Origin of the sequence: Belliella buryatensis (genome assembly GCF_900188245.1) — a bacterium.
In the GTDB taxonomy this organism is placed as follows: domain Bacteria; phylum Bacteroidota; class Bacteroidia; order Cytophagales; family Cyclobacteriaceae; genus Belliella; species Belliella buryatensis.
Genome location: NZ_FZOK01000009.1, coordinates 161,070 through 184,918 on the forward strand (window position 1 = coordinate 161,070; position 23,849 = coordinate 184,918).

The window sequence follows — 23,849 nt, forward strand, 5'->3', positions numbered from 1 at the left end:
CTAATTCCACTTAAATTATCTGCGTTTTTGAAAAAGCGTAAATGTGGTACTTACTTGAAGTTATTTTGCAAATTATACTCAATATCCAAAAAGGCAACCTGCTTTCTGCTAGTTGCCTTTTTCGTTATTATGAATGTATCATCCCCCTACTAATTCCAATAACTTAGAAATAGCCTCGTCCCCAGGTCTTGGGGCATTTGGAGTTAGAAGTTTGTTGTTTTTGCCTATTATTAAGTATCTAGGAATGCCCCATACTTTGAAATATTTCATAATTTCTGCATCAAAGCCCTGACCTGCATAGACATGAATTCCACGCATCGGATTTTTATCTAGATATTTCTTCCAAGGCTCCTCTGTTTCATCTATAGATACATACATCAGTACGATGTCCTCCTGATCTCTCAATTGCATTTCAAAATCTGGAGTCTTTGTTCTGAAAGTTTGTATACAAGGCCCGCACCAGCTGGCCCAAAGGTCCAGATAGATTATCTTATCTTTGAAATCAGATAGGCTTACTTGATCACCATTCAGATTGACAAAACTAAAATTTTCTACTGGTGCTCCAGTTTTTAATTTTTCCAGAGAGACCAAAGATTCATTGAGTGCTGGGGTAAATTTAGAAGAAGCAAACTCACTTTTAAATGCCAAAATTGCCTCTTCACTTTCCTCATAAGTACCTGTCAACATCAGCATATCATTGATGATCAATGAAGCTAAAAACAATTCCCGATCTTCTCCTCTTATCGTTCTGACATAGTTTGGTACATCGGAGTTGGGCATTCCAAAAGGAATTTTCATAGCAGAATGTAATGCCATCATCAATGAGCGCGCCAGGTCATCTGACAATTGTTCTATTTCTTTGTTAAGTCCAGTATTGGCTAAGTATTGGTGGAGGAATATTTGCTTTTCTTTGACCTCGAGCTCCTGTGCTCTATCTAGGTATAGCTCCGCTAGTTGTACAAGCATGGTTTGTGTATACGCTTTGGCGAGTGCTCTTTCATCTTCCTCAAGACTTCCTACCCGATCTTGGTGATATTGATCTAATCCTTGCTTGATATTCAGCACAAAGCTGATGAAATACTCTCCATTCGGGGTCTCTTCTACGTCGTAGAGAAATTCACTCACTTGTCCGTAGAGTTCATTTTGCACATAGCTTTCTAGTCCAGCCATGTATTCCACGAAGTTATCGGAAAAAGATTGCTGGGCACTAACCGATAAACTGACGCATAAGCCCGTTAAAAGAGAAAGTATAAGTTTAGGGAAATTTAATATGGATTTCATGCTTATTTTAGATTACTTTGACATTGTAATTATTGTGTGAAATTAGAGATTCAAATTGAATTTTCTTAAACCATCAGGTAAACTATTTGATTTTTACCTTAATCAAAGAAATAAATTGAAATACTTCCAAAAAGATAAGAAATGAAAAAGCTCTTTTTCTTCAGTAATACCATATTGAAGGACCTAGCACTTTTAGTACTCCGAGCTGCTACAGGTTTGATGATGGCAACCCACGGTTGGACAAAAATTTCTGACTTTTCTGCAAAGCTTCAGACCTTCTCAGACCCCATAGGTCTTGGACCCGCAGTATCTCTTCAATTGGTCATTTTCGCAGAGTTTTTCTGTGCCTTGTTTTTAGCCATTGGCTTTTTGACCAGATTGTCTCTGATACCTTTGATCATAGCAATGTCCGTAGCAGCATTTATAGCACATGGAGGAGATCCTTTTTCCATGCAAGAAAAATCTTTGCTCTTCTTGACCATATTCGTTTGTCTATTTCTACTAGGACCAGGTAAGTACTCTGTAGATGGTCAAATCAATAAGAAAAACCGTTATTGATCCCAGGCTGAGACGTGACCTTGCTCGACCTTGAAAAACTTAGCTTGTGCATTGATTCCTTTCAGAATACCAGCAGAGCGCTCTGGTCGTGCATCTGTAATAAATAGCTGCCCAAACCTTTGATCAGCTACCAATTGCATTAGCTTTTCTATGCGAAGGTCATCGAGTTTGTCAAAAATGTCATCGAGCAAAAGAATGGGTTTAGTACTTTTTTTAGCATGAAAAATCTCAAATTGGGCGAGTTTCAACGCTATTAAAAAGGACTTCTGCTGTCCTTGTGAGCCATATTTTTTGATTGGATAGTTATCTATTTCAAATATAAAGTCGTCCTTGTGAATGCCCATGGTCGATCTTCTCAAAATAAGATCCTTGCTTTGGTTTTGATAGAATTCACGCTCGAAGTCCTCAGCCGTACAAGTGGTATCATAATGAATGTCCACAGTCTCTCTTTTGCCCGAGATATCTGCATAGTGTTCCAGCAAAAGGGGTTTGTAAGCATTGACAAATTCCAACCTTACCTCTGCAATCAATCGGCTCAGGCGGATCAATTCTAAGTCATAAGGTTCAAGCAATGCTTTGTTGATCCTTCCAGTTTCTCCAAAGTTTTTGAGCAAGGCATTGCGCTGCTTGAGAAAATGTTGATACCGGACCAAATTATCCATGTAGGGTTTATCCAATTGGCAAAGCATGTTGTCAAAAAATCTCCTCCGCTCTTCGCTGCCATCTTTGATCAGCTGAGTATCATCTGGGGCTATCATCACAATAGGAAGTAAGCCGACATGATCGCTCATTTTTTCTACAGCTTTGCCATTTTGGATGATTTGTTTCTTTTTCCCAGATTCTACCACGCATCTGATCTCCAAAGAATTCTTAGCCATCTCAAACTCTCCCATTACTGTAAAAAAATCCATATCATGCAGGATATTCTGGTTATCCTGCGCGTTGACCGCACTTTTGGTAAGGCATAGATAATGGATGGCGTCAAGAAGGTTTGTCTTTCCTGATCCATTGATGCCAACCATGCAATTGATCTCCTCAGAAAATTCCAGTTTTGCAGACTGATAATTTTTGAATTGATTGAGTTGGAGATTTTTTAGGTGCATGTTTAGAAAAGACAGGGTTTTTGGACTATTTTCGCATTCAGCCTTAAAATTCAGCCCTTTTGATTATATTTGAGGCCTAAATTTAGCATATTTTAGAACATAACGATATGGCAAAGAAGAGTACGACTGCAAAGTCAAAAGCAAAATACTCCAAAGAAACTTATGCTTTTTGGTATGAAAGCATGTTGTTGATGAGAAAATTCGAGGAAAAGGCAGGTCAATTATATGGTCAGCAGAAAATCCGAGGATTTTGTCATTTATACATCGGCCAAGAAGCTTGTGCAGCTGGTGCGATTACCGCTTTGGAAAAAGATGATAAATGGATCACGGCTTACAGAGATCATGCTCACCCGCTAGGGCTTGGTACTGACCCAGGCGCTGTGATGGCTGAATTATACGGCAAAGCTACTGGTACCACCAAAGGGAAAGGTGGATCAATGCACATCTTTGATAAAGAAAGAAACTTCATGGGAGGTCATGGTATCGTAGGTGCACAAGTTCCTATGGGATTAGGAATTGGTTTTGCTGAGAAATACCAAGGTACCAAGAATCTTTGCATTTGTCACATGGGTGATGGCGCAGTGAGACAAGGCGCAGTTCATGAAGCTTTCAACCTAGCTATGTTGTACAAAACTCCGGTTATTTTCGTCATCGAAAACAATGGATATGCAATGGGTACTTCTGTGGCCAGAACATCCAATGTGACTGAACTTTACAAGATTGGAGAAGCCTACGACATGCCTTCTTTCCCAGTAGACGGAATGAATGTGGAAGCTATCCACGAAGCGGTAGCAGAGGCAGCAGAGCGAGCTAGAAAAGGAGATGGACCAACTTTGTTGGAATTTAGAACATATAGATATAAAGGTCACTCCATGTCTGATCCTCAAAAATACAGAACGCGTGAGGAAGTAGAGGAGTACAAGCAAAGAGATCCAATTGAGCAAGTAAAAGCTACCATCCTTGATAATAAAATCCTTTCTGAGGAAGAGATCAAAGAGATAGACAAGAAAGTAAAGAAGCAAGTAGATGAATCTGTTAAATTTGCAGAAGAATCTCCATGGCCTGATGGTCAGGATGCATTCAAGGATGTGTACATGCAGGAAGACTATCCATTTGTAATGGAATAAATCGAAGACCAGATTTGAAAAGCCTCGGAAATATCTTTTTTCGAGGCTTTTTTGATTGATTTTACTAGAGTTTTTTATGTATTCCCCATACGGCTTTGCATTTGTTTTAAAGAAATATATCTTTGCGTCAATAATTTTCATAGAATGGCTAAGAAACAAACAAAAAATAGCGAAGTAGAATACGAAGTACTGGAGAACCCAGAGGTGATCGCCAGCAGACTCGAACGAGGAGAAACCTTTGTCAGAGAAAATTCTAAAGTAGTAGGTGGAATTCTTATTGTAGGGGTGCTTTTGATTGCGGGAATCTTGTTTTTTCAGATCAATAAGCAAAATCAAAACGAGAAAGCGCAAGCTGAGATGTTCCAAGCTGTATATTACTTTGAACAAGATCAGACAGACCTCGCCCTTAATGGAGATGGAAGCAATGCAGGATTATTGAAAATCGCAGATCAATATTCTGGTACTGATGCAGCTAACTTGGCTAACTTCTACATTGGCTCTATTTATCTTTCAGAAGGTAAATACAATGATGCACTTACGCATTTGAAGAAATTTTCAGCAAGTGATTATTTTGTACAAGCTAAAACGTATGCCTTAATTGGCGATGCTTATTTAGAGTTGGAAAATGTTAAAGAAGCGATTAATTATTACAAAAAGGCTGCGGCTGAAGGTGAAAATAAATACTTCACTCCAAGATATTTAAATAAATTGGCAGTAGCTTATGAAGAAGATGGTGATTTGACCAATGCTATCAAAACCTACGAAACGATCGAAGAAAAATACTTTGAATCATACGAATTTACCAACGCACGAAAGCATAAAGCACGCTTAGAAGGTCTTGCCTCTAGGTAATGCTTGTATATTTAAGCATTTGAGAAGAGTAAGACCCCAATGGTCTTACTCTTTTTTTATACACAAACTCAAAAAAATAATCCTAATGGCTACTAACCTCAAAAGTCTCAGTCAGTATTCAGAAAAAAATATTGTAGATATCTCAAACAAAAAGTTTGGAATCGTGGTCTCAGAATGGAACGATCAAATTACAGAATCTCTCTTTTCGGCTTCTTTGGAAACATTGCTAAAGCATGGTGCCAAAAAGGATAATATTTATAGAAAAAATGTACCAGGCTCCTTTGAACTGACATTAGGCGCTCAGTGGTTAGCAGAAATAGAAGAGATCGATGCTGTAATTTGTCTAGGCTGTGTGATTCAAGGAGAGACTAGGCATTTTGACTTTATCTGTGATGCTGTGGCTCATGGCATAACCAATGTTGGTCTTAAGTATAACAAGCCAGTGATCTTTGGGGTGTTGACTCCAGACACTATGCAGCAAGCTCTTGATAGAGCAGGAGGAAAGCATGGCAACAAAGGTGATGAAGCAGCGATTACAGCTGTGAAAATGCTGGGCTTCTAAGAAACAAGGTTCTCGCAGAGTTTACAAAGGGGCAAAGAGTGGCCAAAGAAATTGAGTTCATACATTGAATTAATTAACTACCTCAAACCTAATACATCAATGAAAATAATGAAATTCGGTGGAACCTCCGTGGGGAAACCCGAGCGAATGCATCAAGTAAAAGACCTGATTACTAGAGATAGTCAGAAGAAGATTGTGGTGCTTTCGGCGCTATCAGGAACAACAAATGCGCTTGTAGGTATTGGTGAAGCTTTGGCAGATGCTGATAAAGAGCTTGCAAAAAAGCGTATTGACGTTTTACATGCGCATTATTTGACTTTCTACAAGGATTTGCTCAAGTCAGATTCTGCACGCAAAAAAGCTGAAAAGATCATTGCTGAGCACTTTGAATTTCTCAATATCATTCTTAAGATTTCTTTCAATGAGGCGATTAATAGGGATATATTAGCTCAAGGAGAATTGCTCTCAACCAAGCTTTTTTATACCCTTTTGCAGGAGCTGGATATTCCAGCGGTATTCTTGCCCGCATTGGATTTTATGAGTATAGATGAAAATCACGAGCCTGAATTGAAAAAGATTTCAGAGAAGGTAAAATCAATCCTGAAAAACTATCCAGAAGAGAGCATCTTTGTAACACAGGGCTATATCTGTAAAAACCACAGAAACGAAGTAGATAACCTCAAGCGTGGAGGTTCTGATTATTCGGCCTCACTAATTGGTGCTGCCATCAATGCCGAAGTGGTGGAGATCTGGACTGATATCGACGGTATGCACAACAATGACCCTAGAATTGTAGATCAGACCAGGCCTATCGCTCAGTTGTCTTTTGATGAAGCAGCAGAGTTGGCCTACTTCGGAGCCAAGATTCTACACCCAGCTTCTATCTGGCCTGCTCAACAATACAATATTCCTGTCAAATTGCTCAACACCATGGAGCCTGATGCTATTGGGACGACCATTACTGCCAAAGAACAAGGTACTGGTGTCAAGGCTTTAGCTGCAAAGGATGGAATCACTGCCATTAAGATTAAGTCTAGCAGGATGCTTTTGGCTTATGGTTTCTTGAGAAAGGTTTTCGAGGTTTTTGAAAAGTACAAGACTTCCATTGATATGATCACGACCTCTGAGGTTGCAGTCTCAGTGACGATTGATGATTTGTCCCATCTCAAAGAAATCATCCGAGAGTTGGAAGCTTATGGATCAGTTGAAGTAGATCAAAATCAAACCATCATTTCTATTGTAGGGAACTTGATTGCAGAATCAAAAGGGAGCGTCGCACAGATCATGAACTGTCTGACGGACTATCCTGTCAGGATGGTTTCCTATGGAGGAAGCAGGCACAATGTATCTCTGCTGGTAGATGCTCAATACAAAAATGCTGCGCTTCAAAGCCTGAACAGCGGACTATTCGAGTGGTAAACCAATCCTTCGAATTTGAATCCCCTTCTTTATTTTAGGAAGGGGATTTTTTATGACCTGGCCATCCATCTGGCTAAAAGTACCTCGTGAACCAAGTACACTCCATTGTCCTCGATGACGAGTTCTTGCTTTCTAAGGGATTTGATTGCTGTATTCACAGTGCTTGCAGCACCTAGTTGATGTTTGTTGATAAACTCCTTGGAAAGTGGGTTTTCTAAGGGTTCTTCTTTGGCTATGGCTTGAAAGACCCGCCACTGAGTCTTTGTGAGCATTTTTGGGAAATTAGCAAAAATAGCTTGTTGCTGTTCCAAGATATCTCTTTTTACACGATGAAAATCAGCTTCTTTGACCTCTTGGCATTGAGCGTAGAGATAATTGCAAATCAATTGAACCGTATAAGTCTGTCCCCTTGACCATTCGATTATCATCTTGATGATATCTTCAGAGATCACTTTTTTCTTGGCCTCAAAGTGTGATTGAATAAAAGCGGAGTATTTTTCTAGTGGTATAGGATCTAATGGGAGCATTTGAGCACTGAGATAAAACGGTCTATTCTTCTCCAAAAACATCTCTGACATCATGCCTCTGTGACTACCAGAGAAAATAAACCTGATATCTGGAAATTTTTGTACCCAACTTCTAAATAAGGCTTCTGCATGAACTTCATTGTAAGTAGATACATGTTGAAATTCATCTATCGCTACCACTATGCTCTTTTTTCTTTGACTCAAAAAATCTCCCAATGCATGAAGGGACTGCTCTTCATGGCCAGGGGCTTTCAAGCCTAGACTCAATGAAGGCACGCCTGATATGGGATCAAAACTAATCGAAGCGCCTATAGATGCTATCAATTTTTGAATGCTAGCACTAATTCCAGATTTGGTCTTACCAAATCTTTCAAATACTGCGCTGGACAGTTCTCTCACAGCGTCTTCCATAGATATTGCCGAAAGGAAATCTACATATACCGTCTCATAAGCCCCAGAGTCCTCCAATTCCTCAAAAAATCTATGTACCAAAGCAGACTTTCCCAGCCTTCTCCAAGCATATAATACGACATTTCTTCCATTGTTTATATGATTTTGTAGTAAGGAAAGATCTTTTTCTCTATCACAGAAATAGGCTTTCCCATGATAGGTGTTCAATACGAAAGGATTGTCTGGCTTTTTCATAGCGTCATATTAGTCATTGTTACGCAAAGTACGTAACGCAAAGTACATAACGTAAAGTACGTAATAAAGGTAGAATAATCAAAACCAGTTGTAAAATCCTTTTAGTATTTAATCTACTTTTTACTCAAATTTCGACATGAAAAAAATCCTACTCCTTTCATTGTGCTTGTTTGGTGGCTTGATGGCCTACGGACAAAAAACTTATTTGACTCAATTTGAAAAATCTGCAGGAAAGCAAACACCTGTTTATGAGGATGTAATCGCATACTTTGCGGAGTTGGCGGCAGATTTTCAACAAGTCAAAATGGTAGAAATGGGAACCACAGATGCTGGGTTGCCACTTCATGTGGTGATTTACGATCCAAGTGGGGAATTTGACCCAAAGGTGTGGCATCAGCAAGAGCAACTGATTGTGTACATTAATAATGCTATCCACCCAGGTGAGCCAGATGGTATAGATGCATCTATGATGCTACTGAGAGATATCTTACTTGGAAAGCAAAACTTACCAGAAAAGACCATATTAGCCATCACTCCAGTATATAATATTGGTGGTCATCTCAACAGGGGTGCTCACAGCAGGGTCAATCAGAACGGCCCAGAGGAATTTGGTTTCAGAGGTAATGCTCGAAGCTATGACTTAAATAGAGACTTTATTAAGGCAGATACAAGAAATGCCCGATCCTTTCAGCAAATCTTCAACTGGATGAAGCCTCATGTATTCATCGATACCCATGTGAGTAATGGAGCAGATTACCAACACGTGATGACATTGATTTCTACCCAACACAATAGGCTGGGAGGTCAATTGGGTGAATATTTACAAAAAGAAATGAACCCATTTCTATATGCGGATATGAAAAAGAGGGATTTTCCCATGATTCCTTATGTCAATGCTTATGGAAGTGGACCAGAAAATGGATGGCCTCAATTCAAAGATATCGGTAGGTACAGTAGTGGTTATGCAGCCCTGTTCAAAACACTCAGCTTTATGCCAGAAACACACATGCTGAAACCATATGATCAGCGAGTAGCTTCTACTTATGCACTTTTTGAATCCTTTATCGCATTATTTCAAAGAGACGCCAGCAAGATCGTTGCTATGGTCAAAGCAGATCGAGCTGCTGTATCCAATCAAAGCAGTTTTGGTCTAAATCATTCCTCTGATCGCAGTACTTTTCAGATGATGGAATTTCATGGTTATGAATCAGGCCAAAAGCCATCTGAAATTTCAGGACTGCCCCGCTTGTATTATGACAGAGCTAAGCCATATAGTATGGAGATCAAGTTTTATGATACCTATAAACCTACTTTGACGATTGACAAACCTAAGGCGTATATTATCCCTCAAGGTTGGCATAATGTCATTGATAACCTTAGAAGAAATGGGATCAAGGTTGAAGAGCTCAAAAAGGACAGTGCCGTGTCGGTGACTGTTTACCATATCAAGGATTTCCAAACAGGGCAAAGGTCTTTTGAGGGGCACTACCTCCACAGCAGAGTAGCTGTAGATAAGTCAAGTGAAATCATGCACTTCCGGAAAGGAGATGTTATCGTACACATGAATCAAGAGGCTAATAATTACCTAATGGAAGTTCTCGAGCCAGAAGGTGAAGATAGCTTCTTTGCATGGAATTTCTTCGACACCATCCTTCAATCTAAAGAAGGCTATTCTGCGTATGTCTTTGAGGATTTGGCAGCAGAGTTCTTGAGCAAAAACCCCCAACTCAAATCAGAATTAGAAGCGGCTAAAGCGGCAGATGAGACACTTGCAAATAGTGGCCCAGCGCAACTCAGATGGGTCTACGAGCGCTCACCGTGGAAGGAAAAAGAGCATAATAGGTATCCAGTCTATAGAGTGGAAAATTGATTATATTTGAGGATATGATTCAAGCCATGTAAAGAATAACAATAAATATCCATGGCTTTTCTTTTTTAGAATTTAGTCAAGGTATTAAGATGATTGATGTGGTAATTCGAAATTTTGAGGTCATAGGAAAGGCATCAAAAAAACTTCCAAAAGAATTAAAATAAAATATCCAGATGTGCCATGGACAGAGATGTATCTATTGAGAAAAAAAATCTCACATGAATACTTTGGTGTTGATATTGAAATAATCTGGGACTTAGCTACTAATTGTCTTCCAGAGATTACACAACAAATAATGGATATTTTAGATAATGAGGAATTGAAATAGGAATGAATAAAAAAGAAACGACACCTTCACTTTTAAAAAAGCTTCAAACCAAATGGAAACTGAAAAGTCTCCAACAGGTCATTCTTGTTTTGGTGGTCTTCGCATTGACTGGTTTTACAATTCTTTTCATCAAGAAGCCTATCTTTGATTTTTTGGGGATTAGTATGGAAAAAGGAGGTTTTTGGAAAACTGTGCTCTACTTACTACTTGTCCTCCCGCTTTATCAGATCATCCTGCTTTTTTGGGGCTTTGTATTTGGTCAATTTCATTTTTTCTGGGAAAAAGAAAAACAGATTTTCAGAAGAATCAAAAAAATCGGCAAACGATAGTCTTTTAGGTAGCATGATTACGTAAATTTGCAGATTGATTTGATAAGAGCATAAGACAGGAATGGCGAAAAAAAGAGGTAAAAACCTGGAAGAACACGAAAAGCGTAAACTCAATAAGCAAAATCTCGGAAAACTCAGTGGCGTATTCCGTTTTGTCTTACCTTACAAATGGACTTTTTTCATTGGCTTGGTTTTCTTGTTATTATCAAGTCTCACTTTACTGACTTTCCCTTTTGTAGCGGGTAAGCTGATAGATACCGCGTCTGGCGACACTTGGCTAGTCAATGATATCAATTCCATTGCATTTATTCTTCTTGGGATCCTTTTGATCCAAAGTGTATTTTCCTTTTTTAGAGTTTGGTTGTTTGCAAAGGTTTCCGAGCGAAGCATGCGAGATATCAGAATAGCGCTCTACAGTCAATTGGTTCAATTGCCCATGACCTTCTTTGACAAAAGAAGGACTGGTGAGTTGATATCAAGAATCACAGCAGATGTAAGCATGCTGCAGGACACCTTTTCTACTACGCTTGCAGAACTTTTCAGACAAATCATCACGTTGCTAGCTGGGGTTGTATTCTTGATGGTGACGACGCCTAAGTTGACGCTATTTATGTTGGCTACTTTTCCGATTTTGGTCATCATTGCGATGGTTTTTGGGAAGTTTATCCGAAGGCTATCCAAGCAAGCACAAGATGAACTTGCTGCTGCCAATGTAATCGTGGAAGAAACACTTCAGTCCATCATTACTGTGAAGTCCTTTGTAGGAGAAGATTACGAATCGAAGAGATATCAATCAGGGCTTAATAGGGTTGTCAAAGTAGCATTAAAAGCTGCAGGCTTCAGAGGTGCTTTTATCTCCTTTATCATTTTTGCCTTGTTTGGTGGGATCGTTGCGGTGATGTGGTATGGTGCTAGTTTGGTAGCTTCAGGTGAGATGAGTGTAGGAGATCTTGTTTCATTTGTGCTTTACACCACTTTCATAGGAGGCTCGATCGCAGGCTTGGGAGACATCTATGGTCAATTGCAGAAAGCGATTGGTAGCTCAGAGCGTGTTTTAGAAATCTTGGAAGAAACTCCCGAAGATGCTACTGCAGATTTTCAGAAAGCAAAAATCAGAGGTGAGGTCGTATTTGACCATGTTAGATTTCGATACCCTACACGTAATGAAGTAGAAGTCCTAAAAAACATTAATTTTAAAATCAATGCAGGAGAGAAGATTGCTTTAGCCGGTCATTCGGGAGCTGGAAAATCTACCATCATACAGCTTTTGCTTAATTTCTATCCAGTAAATGAAGGCACCCTACAAGTTGATGGAAAGCCTGTCAAAGACTGGAACCTCAAGCAGCTGAGATCGAATATTGGCATAGTGCCACAAGAGGTCTTACTCTTTGGGGGGAGCATTCGGGAGAATATAGCCTATGCCAAGCCTGATGCCACTGAAGAAGAAATTATAGAAGCTGCTAAAAAAGCAAATGCATGGCAGTTTATCGCTAAGTTTCCTGAGGGATTGGACACCAAAGTAGGCGAGAGAGGCATTAAGCTTTCAGGGGGACAACGTCAGCGTGTAGCCATCGCAAGAGCAATATTGAAGGATCCAGCTATTTTGATTTTGGATGAAGCCACTTCCTCTTTGGATGCAGAATCTGAAAACTTGGTTCAAGAGGCTTTGGATACCTTGATGCAGAACAGAACTACCATCATCATTGCTCATAGGCTCTCTACGATTAGAAAAGTAAACCGGATCTATGTCCTCAAGGATGGAGAAATTGTGGAAGAAGGGACACATGATAGTTTGGCTTTACGACAAGATGGTTTTTATGCTAATTTGGTCAGGTTACAGTTTGCAGATTAAAACATCAAGTTAAAGCTGTAATAATGCATAATTTCGAAATTTTATTGCGCTTCAAAGAATATTCCTATCTTTGAATGATTGCTTTTTAAAATCAAGCAAATTAAAACACCCAACCTTAAAAAAATTATGATGATCAAACGTTTCAAATCATTCACTGCATTGTTATTCGCATTCGGGTTCCTATTTGCAGTAGTCACTACTTCTTGTGGTGACAAAAAAGCCGAAGAAAGCTCAGATGAGGCTGTAGAAGAAGTAATGGACGAGGCTCCTGAGCATCCTGCTGAAGAGGGAGAACATCCAAGTGAAGGCGGTGAACACCCATCTGAAGGAGGAGAACACCCGAGCAACTAATCAAAATCCCGGGTTTTTCAGCCTGGGATTTTTTTATGTCCCTCTTTCAAATGAAAACCTAACTTTTGGATAAATTACCTCTCCTTTTACCTCCACCAAAGGGTAGGCAATAAAATTAATCGGTCCTGTACTTGGACTTGGATTCACTTTTAAGTCTCTCCCCTTGCTGAGTTCTATTCTGTTGGCTGGGTGTCTCCCGAAATAATAAGTTGCCAGGGCAGTGTATTTGTTTCCTTCTGAAATATCCACAGGCCACCACTTGCCATCAGCATAAAACTCTGCCCAGCAATGATAGCCGTCGATTCCTCCTTCGTTTCTGTCAGAGGGGATGGAGGCACCGATCGCAAAACGGGAAGGAATTCCAATGCTTCTTGCCAACGAAATAAAGAAGGAATGAAACTCCGTACAATTTCCTGTTTTGGTATCACAGGCATAGACCGCATCTCCTCTTCCATAATCGCCGAATTTCATGTAACGCATATTGTCGATGATATAGTCATAGAGCGCCCTAGCTTTTACCAAATCTCCATCATTTTCTTTTCCCTTAGTGGCTTCTAGTGCAATCTCTTCAAACTGACCACCGATTGGCATCAGTAGGTTAGGAAGGAGGTATTTGGGATCTATTTTCCCTTCTGCATCATAAGGCCCTTTTTCTATTCTTTTGACTTGATAGATGATTTCGATCTCTTGACCACTATGCTCTGGCCCTAGCTCTAGGTAGAGCATTTTATTACCAAATTCCAGCTCGTCTAGATATTTTTCCTTTGCAGGAAGTTTCATGGATTTAATAGAGATGGTTTGAAATTCATCGGATTGAGCTATTGGAATCCATACCTTAGCTTTGCTATCCAAATCTGGCATTTGGGCATAATAAGTAAATTCGAAGGAATCTTCCAACTCCACTACACCCAACAAATCAGATGAAGCAGTTTCAACAGGCACTTTTCTCCATGTTTTATCCACCACTTGCTTTCAAGTATAAAAAGGCTTTCCATTGAGTTTGTGTAAGGAGGTTTCAGTCACTCGCATTGCTCCTGGCTCTCCCTCTAGAAAGAAATCCACATCATAGACATCTCCTTTTTCATCGGCCAAATCTACACAAGCAAAATGTCTGCTGGGACCTAAGTTGCTGAGGTATTCTGTATGCACGCGAACAAGCTTGAGCCGGAGCTTTTGATTTTCCTCGTTGATCAGGAAGTAGCCATCATTATCGGCAGTTTCAGCGTCGATATAAGCCTTGATACCGGCCTCTATTTCAGCTATGGAAACTCGTTTTTGAGTGTTCAATGTCTCTTCCTTTGACTTTTCGCCTTGGCAGGCAAGCAACAGGATGAGCAACAGGAAGAAATAAGAACGGATGATTTTCATGCTTTTCACTTTTTGAGATTAGTCAAATATAAAGCTTATGCTCAGATTATGACATTTGATTTACAATTTCCAGATTCAATGAAATCTTTTTAATCCAAGAGAAGTTAATCCAACGTAACTTAAAAATGATGAATCATAACATTGATAACCTTTTGGCTGCTGTACAGCCATATCGAAATGCACTTTTGCAACATCCTATTTACAATGACTTAAAGACGCTGGAAGATTTTCGGGTTTTTATGGAACAACACGTCTATGCCGTTTGGGATTTTATGACCTTGCTTAAAGCGCTACAACTCAAACTTACTGGAACGAGTATTCCTTGGATTCCTTCAAGTGAACCAATTGTCACAAGACTGATTAACGACATCGTTTTGGCAGAAGAAAGTGATGAAGATGGACAAGGAGGGTATTGCAGTCATTTTGAGTTGTACTTGAGAGCTATGCATGAAGCTGGAGCAAGTACAGAAAATATTGATAGCTTTATCCAAGGACTTAGAGAAGGAGCATCTTTTGAATCAGCACTTGCGAGTCTAAGCGAGTCAGATGCGGTTAAGCATTTTCTTAAAATCAATTATGCTGTTGTTCAAGGTGGTAAGCCACACCAAATAGCTGCCTCTTTTACCCTAGGAAGAGAGGAGTTGATTCCAGACCTATTCCGACAATTGGTCAATGATCTGATCAAAAGTAAGCCAGGAGAATTGGAAACTTTAGAGTACTATTTTGAAAGGCATATCCACCTGGATGAAGATCATCACGGACCATTAGCCATGAAAATGTTAGATCACCTATGTGGCAATGATCCTGAAAAGTGGGAAGAGACCAAGGTAGCGGCTATTGAAGCACTAGAAGCCAGGAAAGTGCTGTGGGATGGGATTCATGAGTCATTGAAAAGTGCACTTATTTTGAAATAATTAGATAACAACAAAATTCAATTCACCAAAAACCATGATTTTTGGTGAATTGAATCCCTATATATCGTAATATTCGGTGAATTGACTAAATAAAATGACATATAGCGTGTTCTACGAATCTGTTTCAGATAATACTTGAAGTACTACGTTAATCAATCTTAATCCTCACAAAGCCCATCTCGTCATCTATGTTTTCATAAAGCCAGATGGTATTGTCTAAAAAGAAATGCCTTGGCGGCTCTTTAGTATAATTCTTTAATTTTGTCTCTTTGATGATTTTTAGATTTTTATCCAAAAGGGTTAAAAAAACTTCGGAGTTTAAAACCTTTGGACGGCCATATTCATCCAATTCTTCTCCGTATATTTTTTTATAGGACATCCTGATAAATTGCTGAGAAATCGAGTCCCAAGAAAGTGGCATAAAATTGATAGATTCGCCAAACATCCTAATATACTTTTCACTCTCTTCTATTTCTACTGTTTTGGGAAGTTTAGCTTCATTTTTATTTTCTGTCAAAGTACTGTTCCAAGGGACCAAATACAGAGAATCCAAAACCATGTCATAGACATAAGCTTCATTGAAAGCCATGTTGGTCATAATTATTCTTTCCTCAACAGAAATTGGGTCGGGTGAAGGGCAAAATGCTCCTACGGAACCTCCACTTGATTCAAACTCCATTCTGAACTCCCTAAACTTTTCTGTTTCTGGCAATTGGATTTTGACAAATGACTCATTCTCCAGGTCATATTTCATCAAGAAATATTCATTGTCTTCCCATTTCACGTAGAGACCAAATATTATATTTTGGTCTTTAGGATGCTCAACTAAGCGGATCGGTAGGAATCCAGAACCACTAACTTCATCTCCAGCGATTGCATTAAGCCTAAAATCCCTCACTTTTTCTCCAGATTGATCAAAAACTCCATGGAGTGCGTAAGACCACATCATGATTTGATCTTGGGGAGTCAGGGAGAGTCCTGCAACATAAGTCCCGACACCATTTGGTCCTTCCTTTTCAAATTCAAGGGTTTTATCTAGAGCCAAAGTTTCTAAATTGATTTTATCAATTTTTGGCTGCATGAAAACAAGGTTATACAGGTATTTACCGTCACTTGAGAGTTCAAAACTACGCAAACCTCCGCTCAGGTTGATAATTCCATCACCAGCATCCACCACCACCGTATCCTGAGTCAGGTTAAATTCAAAATTCTCGGATGACTCACTTTTCTCAGTTGAGCAAGCCACTATGAATGCCAGACCTGAAATTATTCCTAATGCAGTTTTTTTCATCTTATGTTAGTTTATGGTCAACCTCACAAATCCCAATTCATCATCTATATTTTCAAAAAGCCAGATTTTGCCATCTTTGACAAAGTGCTTGGCAGGTCTATTCTGAATTTCAGGGATTTTTGATTCTGCGATTAGCTTAAAGTCTTCATCAAAGACGCTCAGGAAGACATCAGCACCGCTGACCTTATAGGTCTCAAATTCTGTCATTTCTTCACTGAAAATACTTTTGATTGAAAATCTGTAATACTTTCTGTTTTCATCATCCCAAATAAATGAACCATAATTGATTTGTTCATTTGCTTTTCGCATTGCTTCTGCTCTCTCTTTTCCCTCAGCGGGAACCTCTTTTGGAAGTTGGGCAGTTTGCTGGCTACCTACCAAAGGCCCCTCCCAAGCTTTGAAGTAGAGCGAATCTTTCTTCATATCGTAGATGTAGGCTTGATTGAATGAATTCAAAGCCAAGATAACTTTATCATTTTGGATGGATTGCAAAGCGCTTGCATTGAAGCTTCCCATCAATTGTCCATCGTACATCATGGTGATTTCAAATTCTGATAGCTTCTGCAATTCTGGTAATTCTATTTTTCTGAAACTGTCATCAGCAAAATCAAAAATCAAGAAATAGAAATCAAGTGACCTCCATTTTCTATGAAATGTAAGATACTTATCGGGCTCATTCGGTATTTGGACGAGTCTTGATAGCATCACTTCTTCTGTATGTTCGGTGTTTTCCAACAACTTGTCTATTGGCAATTCACGAAGTAGATTACCGTTTTGATCCCATACTCCTTTTTTGGAAGACCAAAAGAGGCAGTTGTCATCAGGTGTCAAGGCAAAATCAAATGTGAAAGGGCCGACTCCATCTGGTCCTTCTTGGTCAAACTTGATTTTGTCGACCAATGTAAGATCGTTCAAGTCGATTTTTTCCAGATTACTTCCCTCCCTATTCCAATTGAATAAGTACTTCCTATCAGAAGAAATATCGGAAGAAAAAAGCCTGTTGTTCAGATACAAAAACTCGTCTCCTGCATCCACCATTACCGTGTCAAAGGAATAAGTAAGATTGGTGTTGATTTGGATTTCTTTGATTGTCTTTTCACCGCAAGAAAAAAGCAGCAATAAAATGATTGGGGTAAATAAATTTTTCATGTCAAATTAATTTGAGGTTATACTTATCAGAACAAAAGTGAACTTGGCACCTAAAATAATAATATGTGAAATAGTTTATATTCAATTTTTGAATATAACAAATTAGTTGTAGAAGTTTTGGCTTTAAGGATTAAGAAAACTTTTATTAACAAAAATTGAATGTTTAAATAAAATAGTTTAATATTATTTAAGGTAAATCCTTAACTCGGATGTACTTGATTTTCTGGCTTATTTTAGAAAGATTAATATCAATCCTCTTCATAAAAATATCCGCGTATCACTTTGATAATGTAAACTTTATATAAAGTCAGATAGCTCTTTTGCAATAACAATTTTTATAAAAGATCTGTGCTAGTAATAGAAAATCAAACAATAAATTATAGATATGAAATACTTAAAAATTAGTTTTTATATTTTTTTAACCCTGATTTTCTATTTTTCTTGTTCTCAAAAGCAAACAGAATCAACCTTACCAAATCAAATCGTATTGGGTGCAGAAAAAGTTTTCTCTTTAGATAGTACTAGTACTTCTGAATTGATACAAAATCAAATTATTATGACCGATTCTGCTACATACCTAGCGACTATGGATATGTCAAGGAATTATATCAATCTCTTTGATTGGGAGAGTGGGAAAATTTGCGATAAAAATAAAGATAAGTATTGGAGATGGACCAGATCAGGTTATAAATCCCACCAATTTCTTCATTCATAAATTAGATTCAATTTTTGTACAAGACTATGGAATTGGGATAAAGCTTATGAATCAAGAGGGAAATGTTTATCAAAACTATAAAGTTGGAGAAGTGATCACACCTACCAACGATAATAAGGGACTTCCAGCCTACTTTTTGGCGACGAGTTCCAGACCAATTTCTTTTCATAAGGGCAAGATTTATTATCCAACAACACATATTGATATCACTAAACCAATTTTGGGTGTTTATGACATTAAGAAAAATGAACTTGAGGAGTATTTCAATTTTCCAATAGATGAATTTGACAACTTAGATTTTTTATTTGAACATTCATATTCAATGATATTTATGGATCTGGATTCAAATTTGGGAACTCTATATTTTTCATTTGCAAATAGAAATGAAATTTACAAGTCAGATTTAACGAATAAATCTTTATCAAAAATAATTTTAAAGCCAGACTTGAATATTGATTTTTCAGGTCATTTTAATGAGATCTTTTCAGATTTAAGGGAACTTGGCTTTTCTGAAGAAGCAAAAAAAGAAGGTAGAAGAAGAGTTGATATTTTTGAAAAAAACAAAAGTTTCTCAAGTATTTTTGCTTGTGACAGTTTGATTTACAGAATTTTGATCCACGGGAAAAAAGAATCTAACACTAATTCTTTTAACATCGATTTATGTGATTTTGAAGTATTTGCATATAATTATAAAGGCGAGTTGCTCGCCAGGAATGTTTTTGAAAACCCACATAAAGATGGTTCAGTCTTTTTAGTAAATAGAATTGAGAACTTTATTTTCAAAAATGACAATATGCTTTATGTTGGTATTTTAAATCAAAATCAATTAGAAGATGAACTTATTTACAAGAGTCTAATTCTAAAATAATAATTTCTTAAATCTAAAAACATTAATCACTACAAAATTAATTATATCAAAGGGGAGTCAGTATCCAACTTACAACTAACTTAATAAAAAAATTTAGTTTTAAGCTGTTTTAAAACGTGATTCAGATACAAAAACTCATCTCCTGCATCCACCATTATCGTGTCAAAAGAATAGTAAAGATTGGGGTTGATTTGGATTTTTTGTTGGTCTTTTCATCACAGGAAAAAAGCAGCAATAAAATGATTGGTGTAAATAGAATTTCAAAACAGATTCTAGAAATAATGGAATGAGTTGTGCCAAATAATATAGGGAATTCGTGGAAGTAAAGTTTTAATTTGTTTTAAGGATTGGATGATCAACAACAATATTAAAAGAATATCAATTTTATTTAATTGTATAAAAAATATTTATTAATTTTAATAATTATAAAAAGCTCAGTTCGCTTTATCTTTTTGACAAATTTGATTCAGTTCAAAGTGCAATTTATGGAGGCCATTTGTTTGCAGTTTAAACTATTGAACCTTACTTGGAGAGGAGCTACAATGTTGATAAAGCAGTAAACGCATAACTAATAATGAAGAGGGATTTAATTATATCTTCAGAATGTCTTAGGTGTGACCCAGATACATCTTGTGGAGTATTAAGTTGTACATCTAGAACATTTTAAGCTCTTGGACTTCCTAAAGAACTATGAAGTCCATTTTTGATAAAGCATCCACCATAAAATAATTGAAAGCTCAAAATTTGATCATCAGTAATCTAATTATGAAATATTATCATGCATTGTTGTTATTTGTTTTTATAAGCTGTAAACACAACGAGAATAATTTTAATAGTTTTATTTTTGAATTGAAGGGAAAAATAACTTTAAATAATGAGTTATATGCAATAGACTTTACAGATTTTAGTAAAATAAATGATTCATTAATTTACGGCTATGATATGTCAAAGGGGGTTGTATTTAAATTTGATAATCATGGTAATCTACTACAAACTAACCGATTTCAAAATGGTGAAAACGAGGTTGATTTAAGTCAAATAGGGCATCTTTACCCAATAAGTAACGATTCTATTTTAATATTAGAAAACGGTTATGGGAATCTTCTTTTATTAGATGGCAATTTAAAAATTAAAAATTCTTGGAACATTAGAACATTAACACAAGCAAATGTATCTACAACAGGATCACGAAGTCAAATTTTGAATTTTAGGTTAGTTGACTCTGATCCTTATATTACTGTAGCTGCAAATGATAGTAATCTTCAATTAAGTGATATCAGCTATTTTGAAAAAACTTTTCTTGCAGCAAAAATTAATCTAAATACAGGTGATTATAAACCACTTTTTAAATATCCTAATGAAAGCACTTACAGGCAAGTTTTCCTTTGGGGGAATGAAGTGCCTTATTTTATTTATCATAATGATAAATATATTTTAAGTTTCCCAATGGATCCAAACATATACATTTTTACAGAAGACTCTGAAGATTATAAGGTTGTACCCTATACAGGTAAATTAAATAAAGATGCCTATGGTGTGGAATTTGGTATGTATCAAGGGGATTTCTTTTCTCAACATTTTATCGATGTGAATTATAATAAAAATGATTTTAATCTAGTATCAAAAAACTTGTTGACAAAATCAGGAAAAGAATATTTTGTAAGAGTATCTAGAAAAGCTATAAATGACAAAAATTTGAATATAAAAGATTTAAACACTTTCGTCATTACAAGCCCGAAACAAGATTACATTATCCAAATTGTAGAATTGAATGAAAAGGAAAATTATGAATGGAAAGAATTTTTATTACCTAGTGACTACAAGAATTTCGTTCACATTGACGAAAATGGGAATTTATACTTAAAAAGAAGTGATGAAAAAAAAGAAGTATATACAATTGATTTGGTTAGTTGGGATTTTGCTGGTTTCTGAAAGGTGTAGTAATAAAAACAGTCAAATATTCAACAAATTATTGATAAAAGATAATTCCTTTAATTTAATAATCACTACTAATCTTGTTTGCAATAGCTGTATATATCAAATAATATTATGAAGAAGGAGTGCCAGTGTATATCACGGTGTAGTTTTTTCCCACTCCAATAAATTATCTTTATCTTATAAAAACATCTTTAAGTGAACAAAAGGTAAACTTTTCTTTAGACAAATTTTAGAGTAAATATCAATTAAATTTCAACCCCAAACTTTCAATAATATGCATATTAGAAGTTTTCTCTTTCTTGTTTTTTTTGGCCTTAATTCCTGCTATCAAAAATCAGAAATGAAAGCTCCGATTTTCGAGCAAACTAAAACTATTGACATCTCAGATGCCATTGGGGGGTATAATAAGTATCATTATTTAGAAGATCAAGACTTGCTTTATGCCTACAATCAATTGTCATCTGTTCTTGATCTTTTTGAATGGAAAGATGGGAAATACCTTAGGACAATACCGCTGCCAGATGTTCCTGAAGCTTATGGTTTTGCATGGTCCGAATTTTTACCTATGGCAGAAGACTCCTTGGTATTTGTCGATTACTTTGGGAAAATACTCTTAACGAATGCTGAAAGCGAACTTCTCTTGGCGTTTTCATTGAATGATTATTTACCAGAAGGATACGAGTTCTTCTTTGGAAATAATACTCAAAACATGATTCATAGGGATGGCAAGCTAGTTTTCAGAATTCATCAAACTAATTTTTCACCCAAAGAGCAAGAGTATTATCATGGGAAAATATTTGGCAGCTTAGATTTGAATGCGCTAGGTACAGCCATATTGTATGGAGAATACCCAAGCAGCTACGAGATTAGGAATAATAAATTCTTTTTTAACAGCACTAAGCTTGGGTTTGAGTTTGGACTAGATTCCAAGGAAGAGGTTTTGATTTCATTTAGAAATGAACAAGCCATTCAATCATCTACGGCATTAGGAAATAAATGGTCTGATGGAAAGTCACAATCTCTCAACAATCCTTCACAATTAGATATAAATCAAGAAATCAGTTCTATAGACTGGATGGTTAAGGAAGGGTTTTATCATGATATTTTTTCAGATCCCTATCAGAAAGTTATTTATAGGATTTGCGTCTTTCCTCAGGAGTTGACTGATTTGGAAGGTAAAAGAAGGAGTGCTGCTACTAGGCCTTTTTCAATTCAGAAATTTAGTAGTGATTTTAAACTTCTGTCGGAAGCTTCATTCAATACATCAGTTCTCGAATATTCATTTTTGTCCCGAATTATTACCAAGGATGGACTTTACTTGGGTGTTTTGGATGCTGGAGAAGACGAAGTATTATTCAGAAAGGTTAATTTTTAGAAGCTTAATCAATGTCGTTTAGTTTAGGGAAAAATTCGGCGGTTCTCTTTTATGAATTTTATTAGCTCATAATTTCCCAAACTATTAGATTCAATTGACCTTGATCCTAATATACCCCAACTCATCATCTACATTCAAATGGGAAAAAATTAGACCATCTTTGACAAATAGGATATTGATAGGATTGGGAAAGATGTTTGTAATCTCTTTTTCTCCTAGTACCTGAAATCCTTCATCAATAATGCTCATGAAGTGTTTGTATCGAGGGGGGCCTTCGCCAATATCCGGTAGTCCAAAATGGCTAAATCTGTAAAAGACCTTGTTTTTTTCATCCCAAAACAATTCCGAAAATTTTATTTCTTCTTTCATTCTATCCATCTCAGCTTGCAGTTCTATATTTGAACCTACATCATTTTTATATTCCCCTGATTTTTCATTGGCAAAAAGCGTATTGATAATTTTGTGATAACTTAAAGAATCCTTCCCAGGGTCATATTGATAAATGGCATTGAAGGCGTCAGTCCAAAAAATAAATTTGTCCTCGTATTTACTTATCGACAATAGAGGAAAATATAAGCCCCCACCACCTCCAATATTGTAAGCGACTCTGAAATTTTCTCGGTTATCAAACTCAGGTAATTCTATCACGTCAGCTTTTTGATCTTTGAGATCCAATTTCAATATATTGGAGTTTAGCCTTTCGAAATTGGAGATACTGCAATACATCAGGTTTCTATCTTTGGAAGTAAATCTGACATGGAAATTTTCATTCGGCTTTAAACCCTCTTTCATCCAATCTTCCTGTTTGCTGATCCGCTCTACCACATTTCCATTCAAATCTGAAATCACAGATTGATCCCAATTATGGAAAGCGATATGTTCTTGATCAATCATTTCAATATCTAAAGCAAATCCAACTCCATCAGGTCCTTCTCTGTTGAACTCGGTTTTCTTGATCAACTCAAATTTATCTAAGTCAATCATCTCAAGCGTAAATTCTCTAACATTCCAATACAGATGCTTGGATAAATCCTGATTTATCTGATGACCTAAAGGACTGTAAACCGCAGCCATCACTATTTCATCATTCGACTCCACAATAACCGTATCCATGCTGATGGAAAAGGTTGCATAACTGACTGTTTCTTCTACTGGATCGGTTTTCGTATCAGTATTTTTGTTGCATGCAAAAAAACTAAGTACGAGCAGTATCAAGTAAGGATTTTTCATTTTTTAAGGAGTTTTAATTCACCTTGATCCTAACATACCCCAACTCGTCATCCACATTCAAAAAGGCGTGGATTTTTCCGTCTTTTACAAATTGAGCTTTAGGATGGATATTCCGGACAATACTGACCCCTGTTCTGGACATATTGACCCCTCTAAAAATGGGTTTGGTTCTATAATCTGTTAGACTGACAATTTTA

23 protein-coding genes are annotated in these 23,849 nt (G+C 37.0%); 14 read left to right on the plus strand and 9 right to left on the minus strand.

Features of this window, described 5'->3' with window-relative positions; translation table 11 throughout:
• Positions 1 to 138 precede the first annotated feature (138 nt).
• Entirely contained in the window at positions 139 to 1,281 is a 1,143-nt protein-coding gene (locus tag CHB66_RS10900; protein WP_089240804.1) for a TlpA family protein disulfide reductase, read from the minus strand.
• A gap of 141 nt (positions 1,282 to 1,422) precedes the next feature.
• Between CHB66_RS10900 and CHB66_RS10905 the strand changes: the two genes are divergently transcribed.
• Entirely contained in the window at positions 1,423 to 1,839 is a 417-nt protein-coding gene (locus tag CHB66_RS10905; protein WP_076498468.1) for a DoxX family protein, read from the plus strand.
• Here CHB66_RS10905 and recF read toward each other — a convergent pair.
• The gene (gene recF / locus CHB66_RS10910) at positions 1,833 to 2,942 is read right to left on the minus strand and encodes a DNA replication/repair protein RecF (protein ID WP_089240806.1); all 1,110 of its coding nucleotides are present in this window, start codon (positions 2,940 to 2,942) and stop codon (positions 1,833 to 1,835) included. The genes CHB66_RS10905 and recF overlap by 7 nt on opposite strands.
• A 107-nt stretch (positions 2,943 to 3,049) precedes the next feature.
• Here recF and pdhA point away from each other — a divergent pair, with 107 nt between their 5' ends.
• The 4 genes from pdhA to CHB66_RS10930 all read left to right on the plus strand — a co-directional run bounded on the left by pdhA (position 3,050) and on the right by CHB66_RS10930 (position 6,902).
• The gene (gene pdhA, locus CHB66_RS10915; RefSeq protein WP_076498471.1) at positions 3,050 to 4,069 is read left to right on the plus strand and encodes a pyruvate dehydrogenase (acetyl-transferring) E1 component subunit alpha; all 1,020 of its coding nucleotides are present in this window, start codon (positions 3,050 to 3,052) and stop codon (positions 4,067 to 4,069) included.
• A 144-nt stretch (positions 4,070 to 4,213) separates the two neighbouring features.
• Positions 4,214 to 4,921 (plus strand): tetratricopeptide repeat protein, encoded by a 708-nt coding sequence (locus CHB66_RS10920; protein ID WP_089240808.1) that lies wholly within the window; start codon positions 4,214 to 4,216, stop codon positions 4,919 to 4,921.
• Between the two features lie 85 nt (positions 4,922 to 5,006).
• Positions 5,007 to 5,483: a 6,7-dimethyl-8-ribityllumazine synthase gene (gene ribH, locus CHB66_RS10925; RefSeq protein ID WP_089240810.1), complete on the plus strand. Its 477-nt coding sequence runs from the start codon at positions 5,007 to 5,009 to the stop codon at positions 5,481 to 5,483.
• Between the two features lie 99 nt (positions 5,484 to 5,582).
• The gene (locus CHB66_RS10930) at positions 5,583 to 6,902 is read left to right on the plus strand and encodes an aspartate kinase (RefSeq protein WP_089240812.1); all 1,320 of its coding nucleotides are present in this window, start codon (positions 5,583 to 5,585) and stop codon (positions 6,900 to 6,902) included.
• Positions 6,903 to 6,952: 50 nt separating this feature from the next.
• Here CHB66_RS10930 and CHB66_RS10935 read toward each other — a convergent pair whose 3' ends face one another.
• Positions 6,953 to 8,074 (minus strand): AAA family ATPase, encoded by a 1,122-nt coding sequence (locus tag CHB66_RS10935; RefSeq protein WP_089240814.1) that lies wholly within the window; start codon positions 8,072 to 8,074, stop codon positions 6,953 to 6,955.
• Between the two features lie 136 nt (positions 8,075 to 8,210).
• On the opposite strand from CHB66_RS10935, the gene CHB66_RS10940 reads away from it, so the two are divergent.
• From CHB66_RS10940 to CHB66_RS10960, 5 genes are all read left to right on the plus strand, one after another.
• A complete protein-coding gene (locus tag CHB66_RS10940; RefSeq protein ID WP_089240816.1) occupies positions 8,211 to 9,944 on the plus strand; it encodes a M14 family metallopeptidase in 1,734 nt (577 codons plus the stop codon).
• 154 nt (positions 9,945 to 10,098) lie between these two features.
• On the plus strand, positions 10,099 to 10,272 hold the full coding sequence (locus tag CHB66_RS17300; protein ID WP_394335281.1) for a HepT-like ribonuclease domain-containing protein: 174 nt from the start codon (positions 10,099 to 10,101) through the stop codon (positions 10,270 to 10,272).
• Positions 10,273 to 10,274: 2 nt separating this feature from the next.
• A complete protein-coding gene (locus CHB66_RS10950; RefSeq protein ID WP_089240820.1) occupies positions 10,275 to 10,601 on the plus strand; it encodes a DUF6787 family protein in 327 nt (108 codons plus the stop codon).
• 61 nt (positions 10,602 to 10,662) lie between these two features.
• Entirely contained in the window at positions 10,663 to 12,453 is a 1,791-nt protein-coding gene (locus tag CHB66_RS10955) for an ABC transporter ATP-binding protein (protein WP_089240822.1), read from the plus strand.
• A 126-nt stretch (positions 12,454 to 12,579) separates the two neighbouring features.
• Positions 12,580 to 12,804 (plus strand): hypothetical protein, encoded by a 225-nt coding sequence (locus CHB66_RS10960; protein ID WP_245812710.1) that lies wholly within the window; start codon positions 12,580 to 12,582, stop codon positions 12,802 to 12,804.
• A gap of 33 nt (positions 12,805 to 12,837) precedes the next feature.
• Here CHB66_RS10960 and CHB66_RS10965 read toward each other — a convergent pair whose 3' ends face one another.
• Entirely contained in the window at positions 12,838 to 13,770 is a 933-nt protein-coding gene (locus CHB66_RS10965; protein WP_245812711.1) for a transglutaminase-like domain-containing protein, read from the minus strand.
• Between the two features lie 6 nt (positions 13,771 to 13,776).
• On the minus strand, positions 13,777 to 14,172 hold the full coding sequence (locus CHB66_RS17215) for a hypothetical protein (protein ID WP_245812712.1): 396 nt from the start codon (positions 14,170 to 14,172) through the stop codon (positions 13,777 to 13,779).
• Between the two features lie 125 nt (positions 14,173 to 14,297).
• On the opposite strand from CHB66_RS17215, the gene CHB66_RS10970 reads away from it, so the two are divergent.
• Positions 14,298 to 15,086: a DUF3050 domain-containing protein gene (locus CHB66_RS10970; RefSeq protein ID WP_245812713.1), complete on the plus strand. Its 789-nt coding sequence runs from the start codon at positions 14,298 to 14,300 to the stop codon at positions 15,084 to 15,086.
• 148 nt (positions 15,087 to 15,234) lie between these two features.
• Here CHB66_RS10970 and CHB66_RS10975 read toward each other — a convergent pair whose 3' ends face one another.
• Together CHB66_RS10975 and CHB66_RS10980 are read right to left on the minus strand one after the other, a co-directional pair.
• Positions 15,235 to 16,377, minus strand: a complete 1,143-nt coding sequence (locus tag CHB66_RS10975; protein WP_089240824.1) for a DUF4221 family protein — start codon at positions 16,375 to 16,377, stop codon at positions 15,235 to 15,237.
• Between the two features lie 6 nt (positions 16,378 to 16,383).
• Entirely contained in the window at positions 16,384 to 17,526 is a 1,143-nt protein-coding gene (locus CHB66_RS10980) for a DUF4221 family protein (protein ID WP_089240826.1), read from the minus strand.
• 629 nt (positions 17,527 to 18,155) lie between these two features.
• Here CHB66_RS10980 and CHB66_RS10990 point away from each other — a divergent pair.
• The 3 genes from CHB66_RS10990 (at position 18,156) to CHB66_RS11000 (ending at position 22,422) form a co-directional block, all read left to right on the plus strand.
• A complete protein-coding gene (locus CHB66_RS10990) occupies positions 18,156 to 19,109 on the plus strand; it encodes a hypothetical protein (RefSeq protein WP_141107392.1) in 954 nt (317 codons plus the stop codon).
• A gap of 765 nt (positions 19,110 to 19,874) precedes the next feature.
• Positions 19,875 to 21,041 carry a hypothetical protein gene (locus tag CHB66_RS10995; protein WP_212668458.1) on the plus strand — a complete coding sequence of 389 codons (1,167 nt, stop codon included), beginning with the start codon at positions 19,875 to 19,877 and terminating at the stop codon, positions 21,039 to 21,041.
• Positions 21,042 to 21,321: 280 nt separating this feature from the next.
• Positions 21,322 to 22,422: a hypothetical protein gene (locus tag CHB66_RS11000; protein WP_089240832.1), complete on the plus strand. Its 1,101-nt coding sequence runs from the start codon at positions 21,322 to 21,324 to the stop codon at positions 22,420 to 22,422.
• Between the two features lie 90 nt (positions 22,423 to 22,512).
• On the opposite strand, the gene CHB66_RS11005 is transcribed toward CHB66_RS11000, so the two are convergent.
• Both CHB66_RS11005 and CHB66_RS16995 read right to left on the minus strand, forming a co-directional pair.
• On the minus strand, positions 22,513 to 23,652 hold the full coding sequence (locus tag CHB66_RS11005; protein WP_089240834.1) for a DUF4221 family protein: 1,140 nt from the start codon (positions 23,650 to 23,652) through the stop codon (positions 22,513 to 22,515).
• 13 nt (positions 23,653 to 23,665) lie between these two features.
• Positions 23,666 to 23,849: hypothetical protein (locus tag CHB66_RS16995; RefSeq protein WP_170932477.1), on the minus strand; the 184-nt coding region annotated here is incomplete at its 5' end.

Bases quoted from the DNA above. Each gene is read 5' to 3' on its own strand.
- CHB66_RS10900 (WP_089240804.1), bottom strand. From the start codon at position 1,281: ATGAAATCCATATTAAATTTCCCTAAACTTATACTTTCTCTTTTAACG.
- CHB66_RS10905 (WP_076498468.1), top strand. From the start codon at position 1,423: ATGAAAAAGCTCTTTTTCTTCAGTAATACCATATTGAAGGACCTAGCA.
- recF (WP_089240806.1), bottom strand. From the start codon at position 2,942: ATGCACCTAAAAAATCTCCAACTCAATCAATTCAAAAATTATCAGTCT.
- pdhA (WP_076498471.1), top strand. From the start codon at position 3,050: ATGGCAAAGAAGAGTACGACTGCAAAGTCAAAAGCAAAATACTCCAAA.
- CHB66_RS10920 (WP_089240808.1), top strand. From the start codon at position 4,214: ATGGCTAAGAAACAAACAAAAAATAGCGAAGTAGAATACGAAGTACTG.
- ribH (WP_089240810.1), top strand. From the start codon at position 5,007: ATGGCTACTAACCTCAAAAGTCTCAGTCAGTATTCAGAAAAAAATATT.
- CHB66_RS10930 (WP_089240812.1), top strand. From the start codon at position 5,583: ATGAAAATAATGAAATTCGGTGGAACCTCCGTGGGGAAACCCGAGCGA.
- CHB66_RS10935 (WP_089240814.1), bottom strand. From the start codon at position 8,074: ATGAAAAAGCCAGACAATCCTTTCGTATTGAACACCTATCATGGGAAA.
- CHB66_RS10940 (WP_089240816.1), top strand. From the start codon at position 8,211: ATGAAAAAAATCCTACTCCTTTCATTGTGCTTGTTTGGTGGCTTGATG.
- CHB66_RS10950 (WP_089240820.1), top strand. From the start codon at position 10,275: ATGAATAAAAAAGAAACGACACCTTCACTTTTAAAAAAGCTTCAAACC.
- CHB66_RS10955 (WP_089240822.1), top strand. From the start codon at position 10,663: ATGGCGAAAAAAAGAGGTAAAAACCTGGAAGAACACGAAAAGCGTAAA.
- CHB66_RS10960 (WP_245812710.1), top strand. From the start codon at position 12,580: ATGATGATCAAACGTTTCAAATCATTCACTGCATTGTTATTCGCATTC.
- CHB66_RS17215 (WP_245812712.1), bottom strand. From the start codon at position 14,172: ATGAAAATCATCCGTTCTTATTTCTTCCTGTTGCTCATCCTGTTGCTT.
- CHB66_RS10970 (WP_245812713.1), top strand. From the start codon at position 14,298: ATGATGAATCATAACATTGATAACCTTTTGGCTGCTGTACAGCCATAT.
- CHB66_RS10975 (WP_089240824.1), bottom strand. From the start codon at position 16,377: ATGAAAAAAACTGCATTAGGAATAATTTCAGGTCTGGCATTCATAGTG.
- CHB66_RS10980 (WP_089240826.1), bottom strand. From the start codon at position 17,526: ATGAAAAATTTATTTACCCCAATCATTTTATTGCTGCTTTTTTCTTGC.
- CHB66_RS10995 (WP_212668458.1), top strand. From the start codon at position 19,875: ATGAAATATTATCATGCATTGTTGTTATTTGTTTTTATAAGCTGTAAA.
- CHB66_RS11000 (WP_089240832.1), top strand. From the start codon at position 21,322: ATGCATATTAGAAGTTTTCTCTTTCTTGTTTTTTTTGGCCTTAATTCC.
- CHB66_RS11005 (WP_089240834.1), bottom strand. From the start codon at position 23,652: ATGAAAAATCCTTACTTGATACTGCTCGTACTTAGTTTTTTTGCATGC.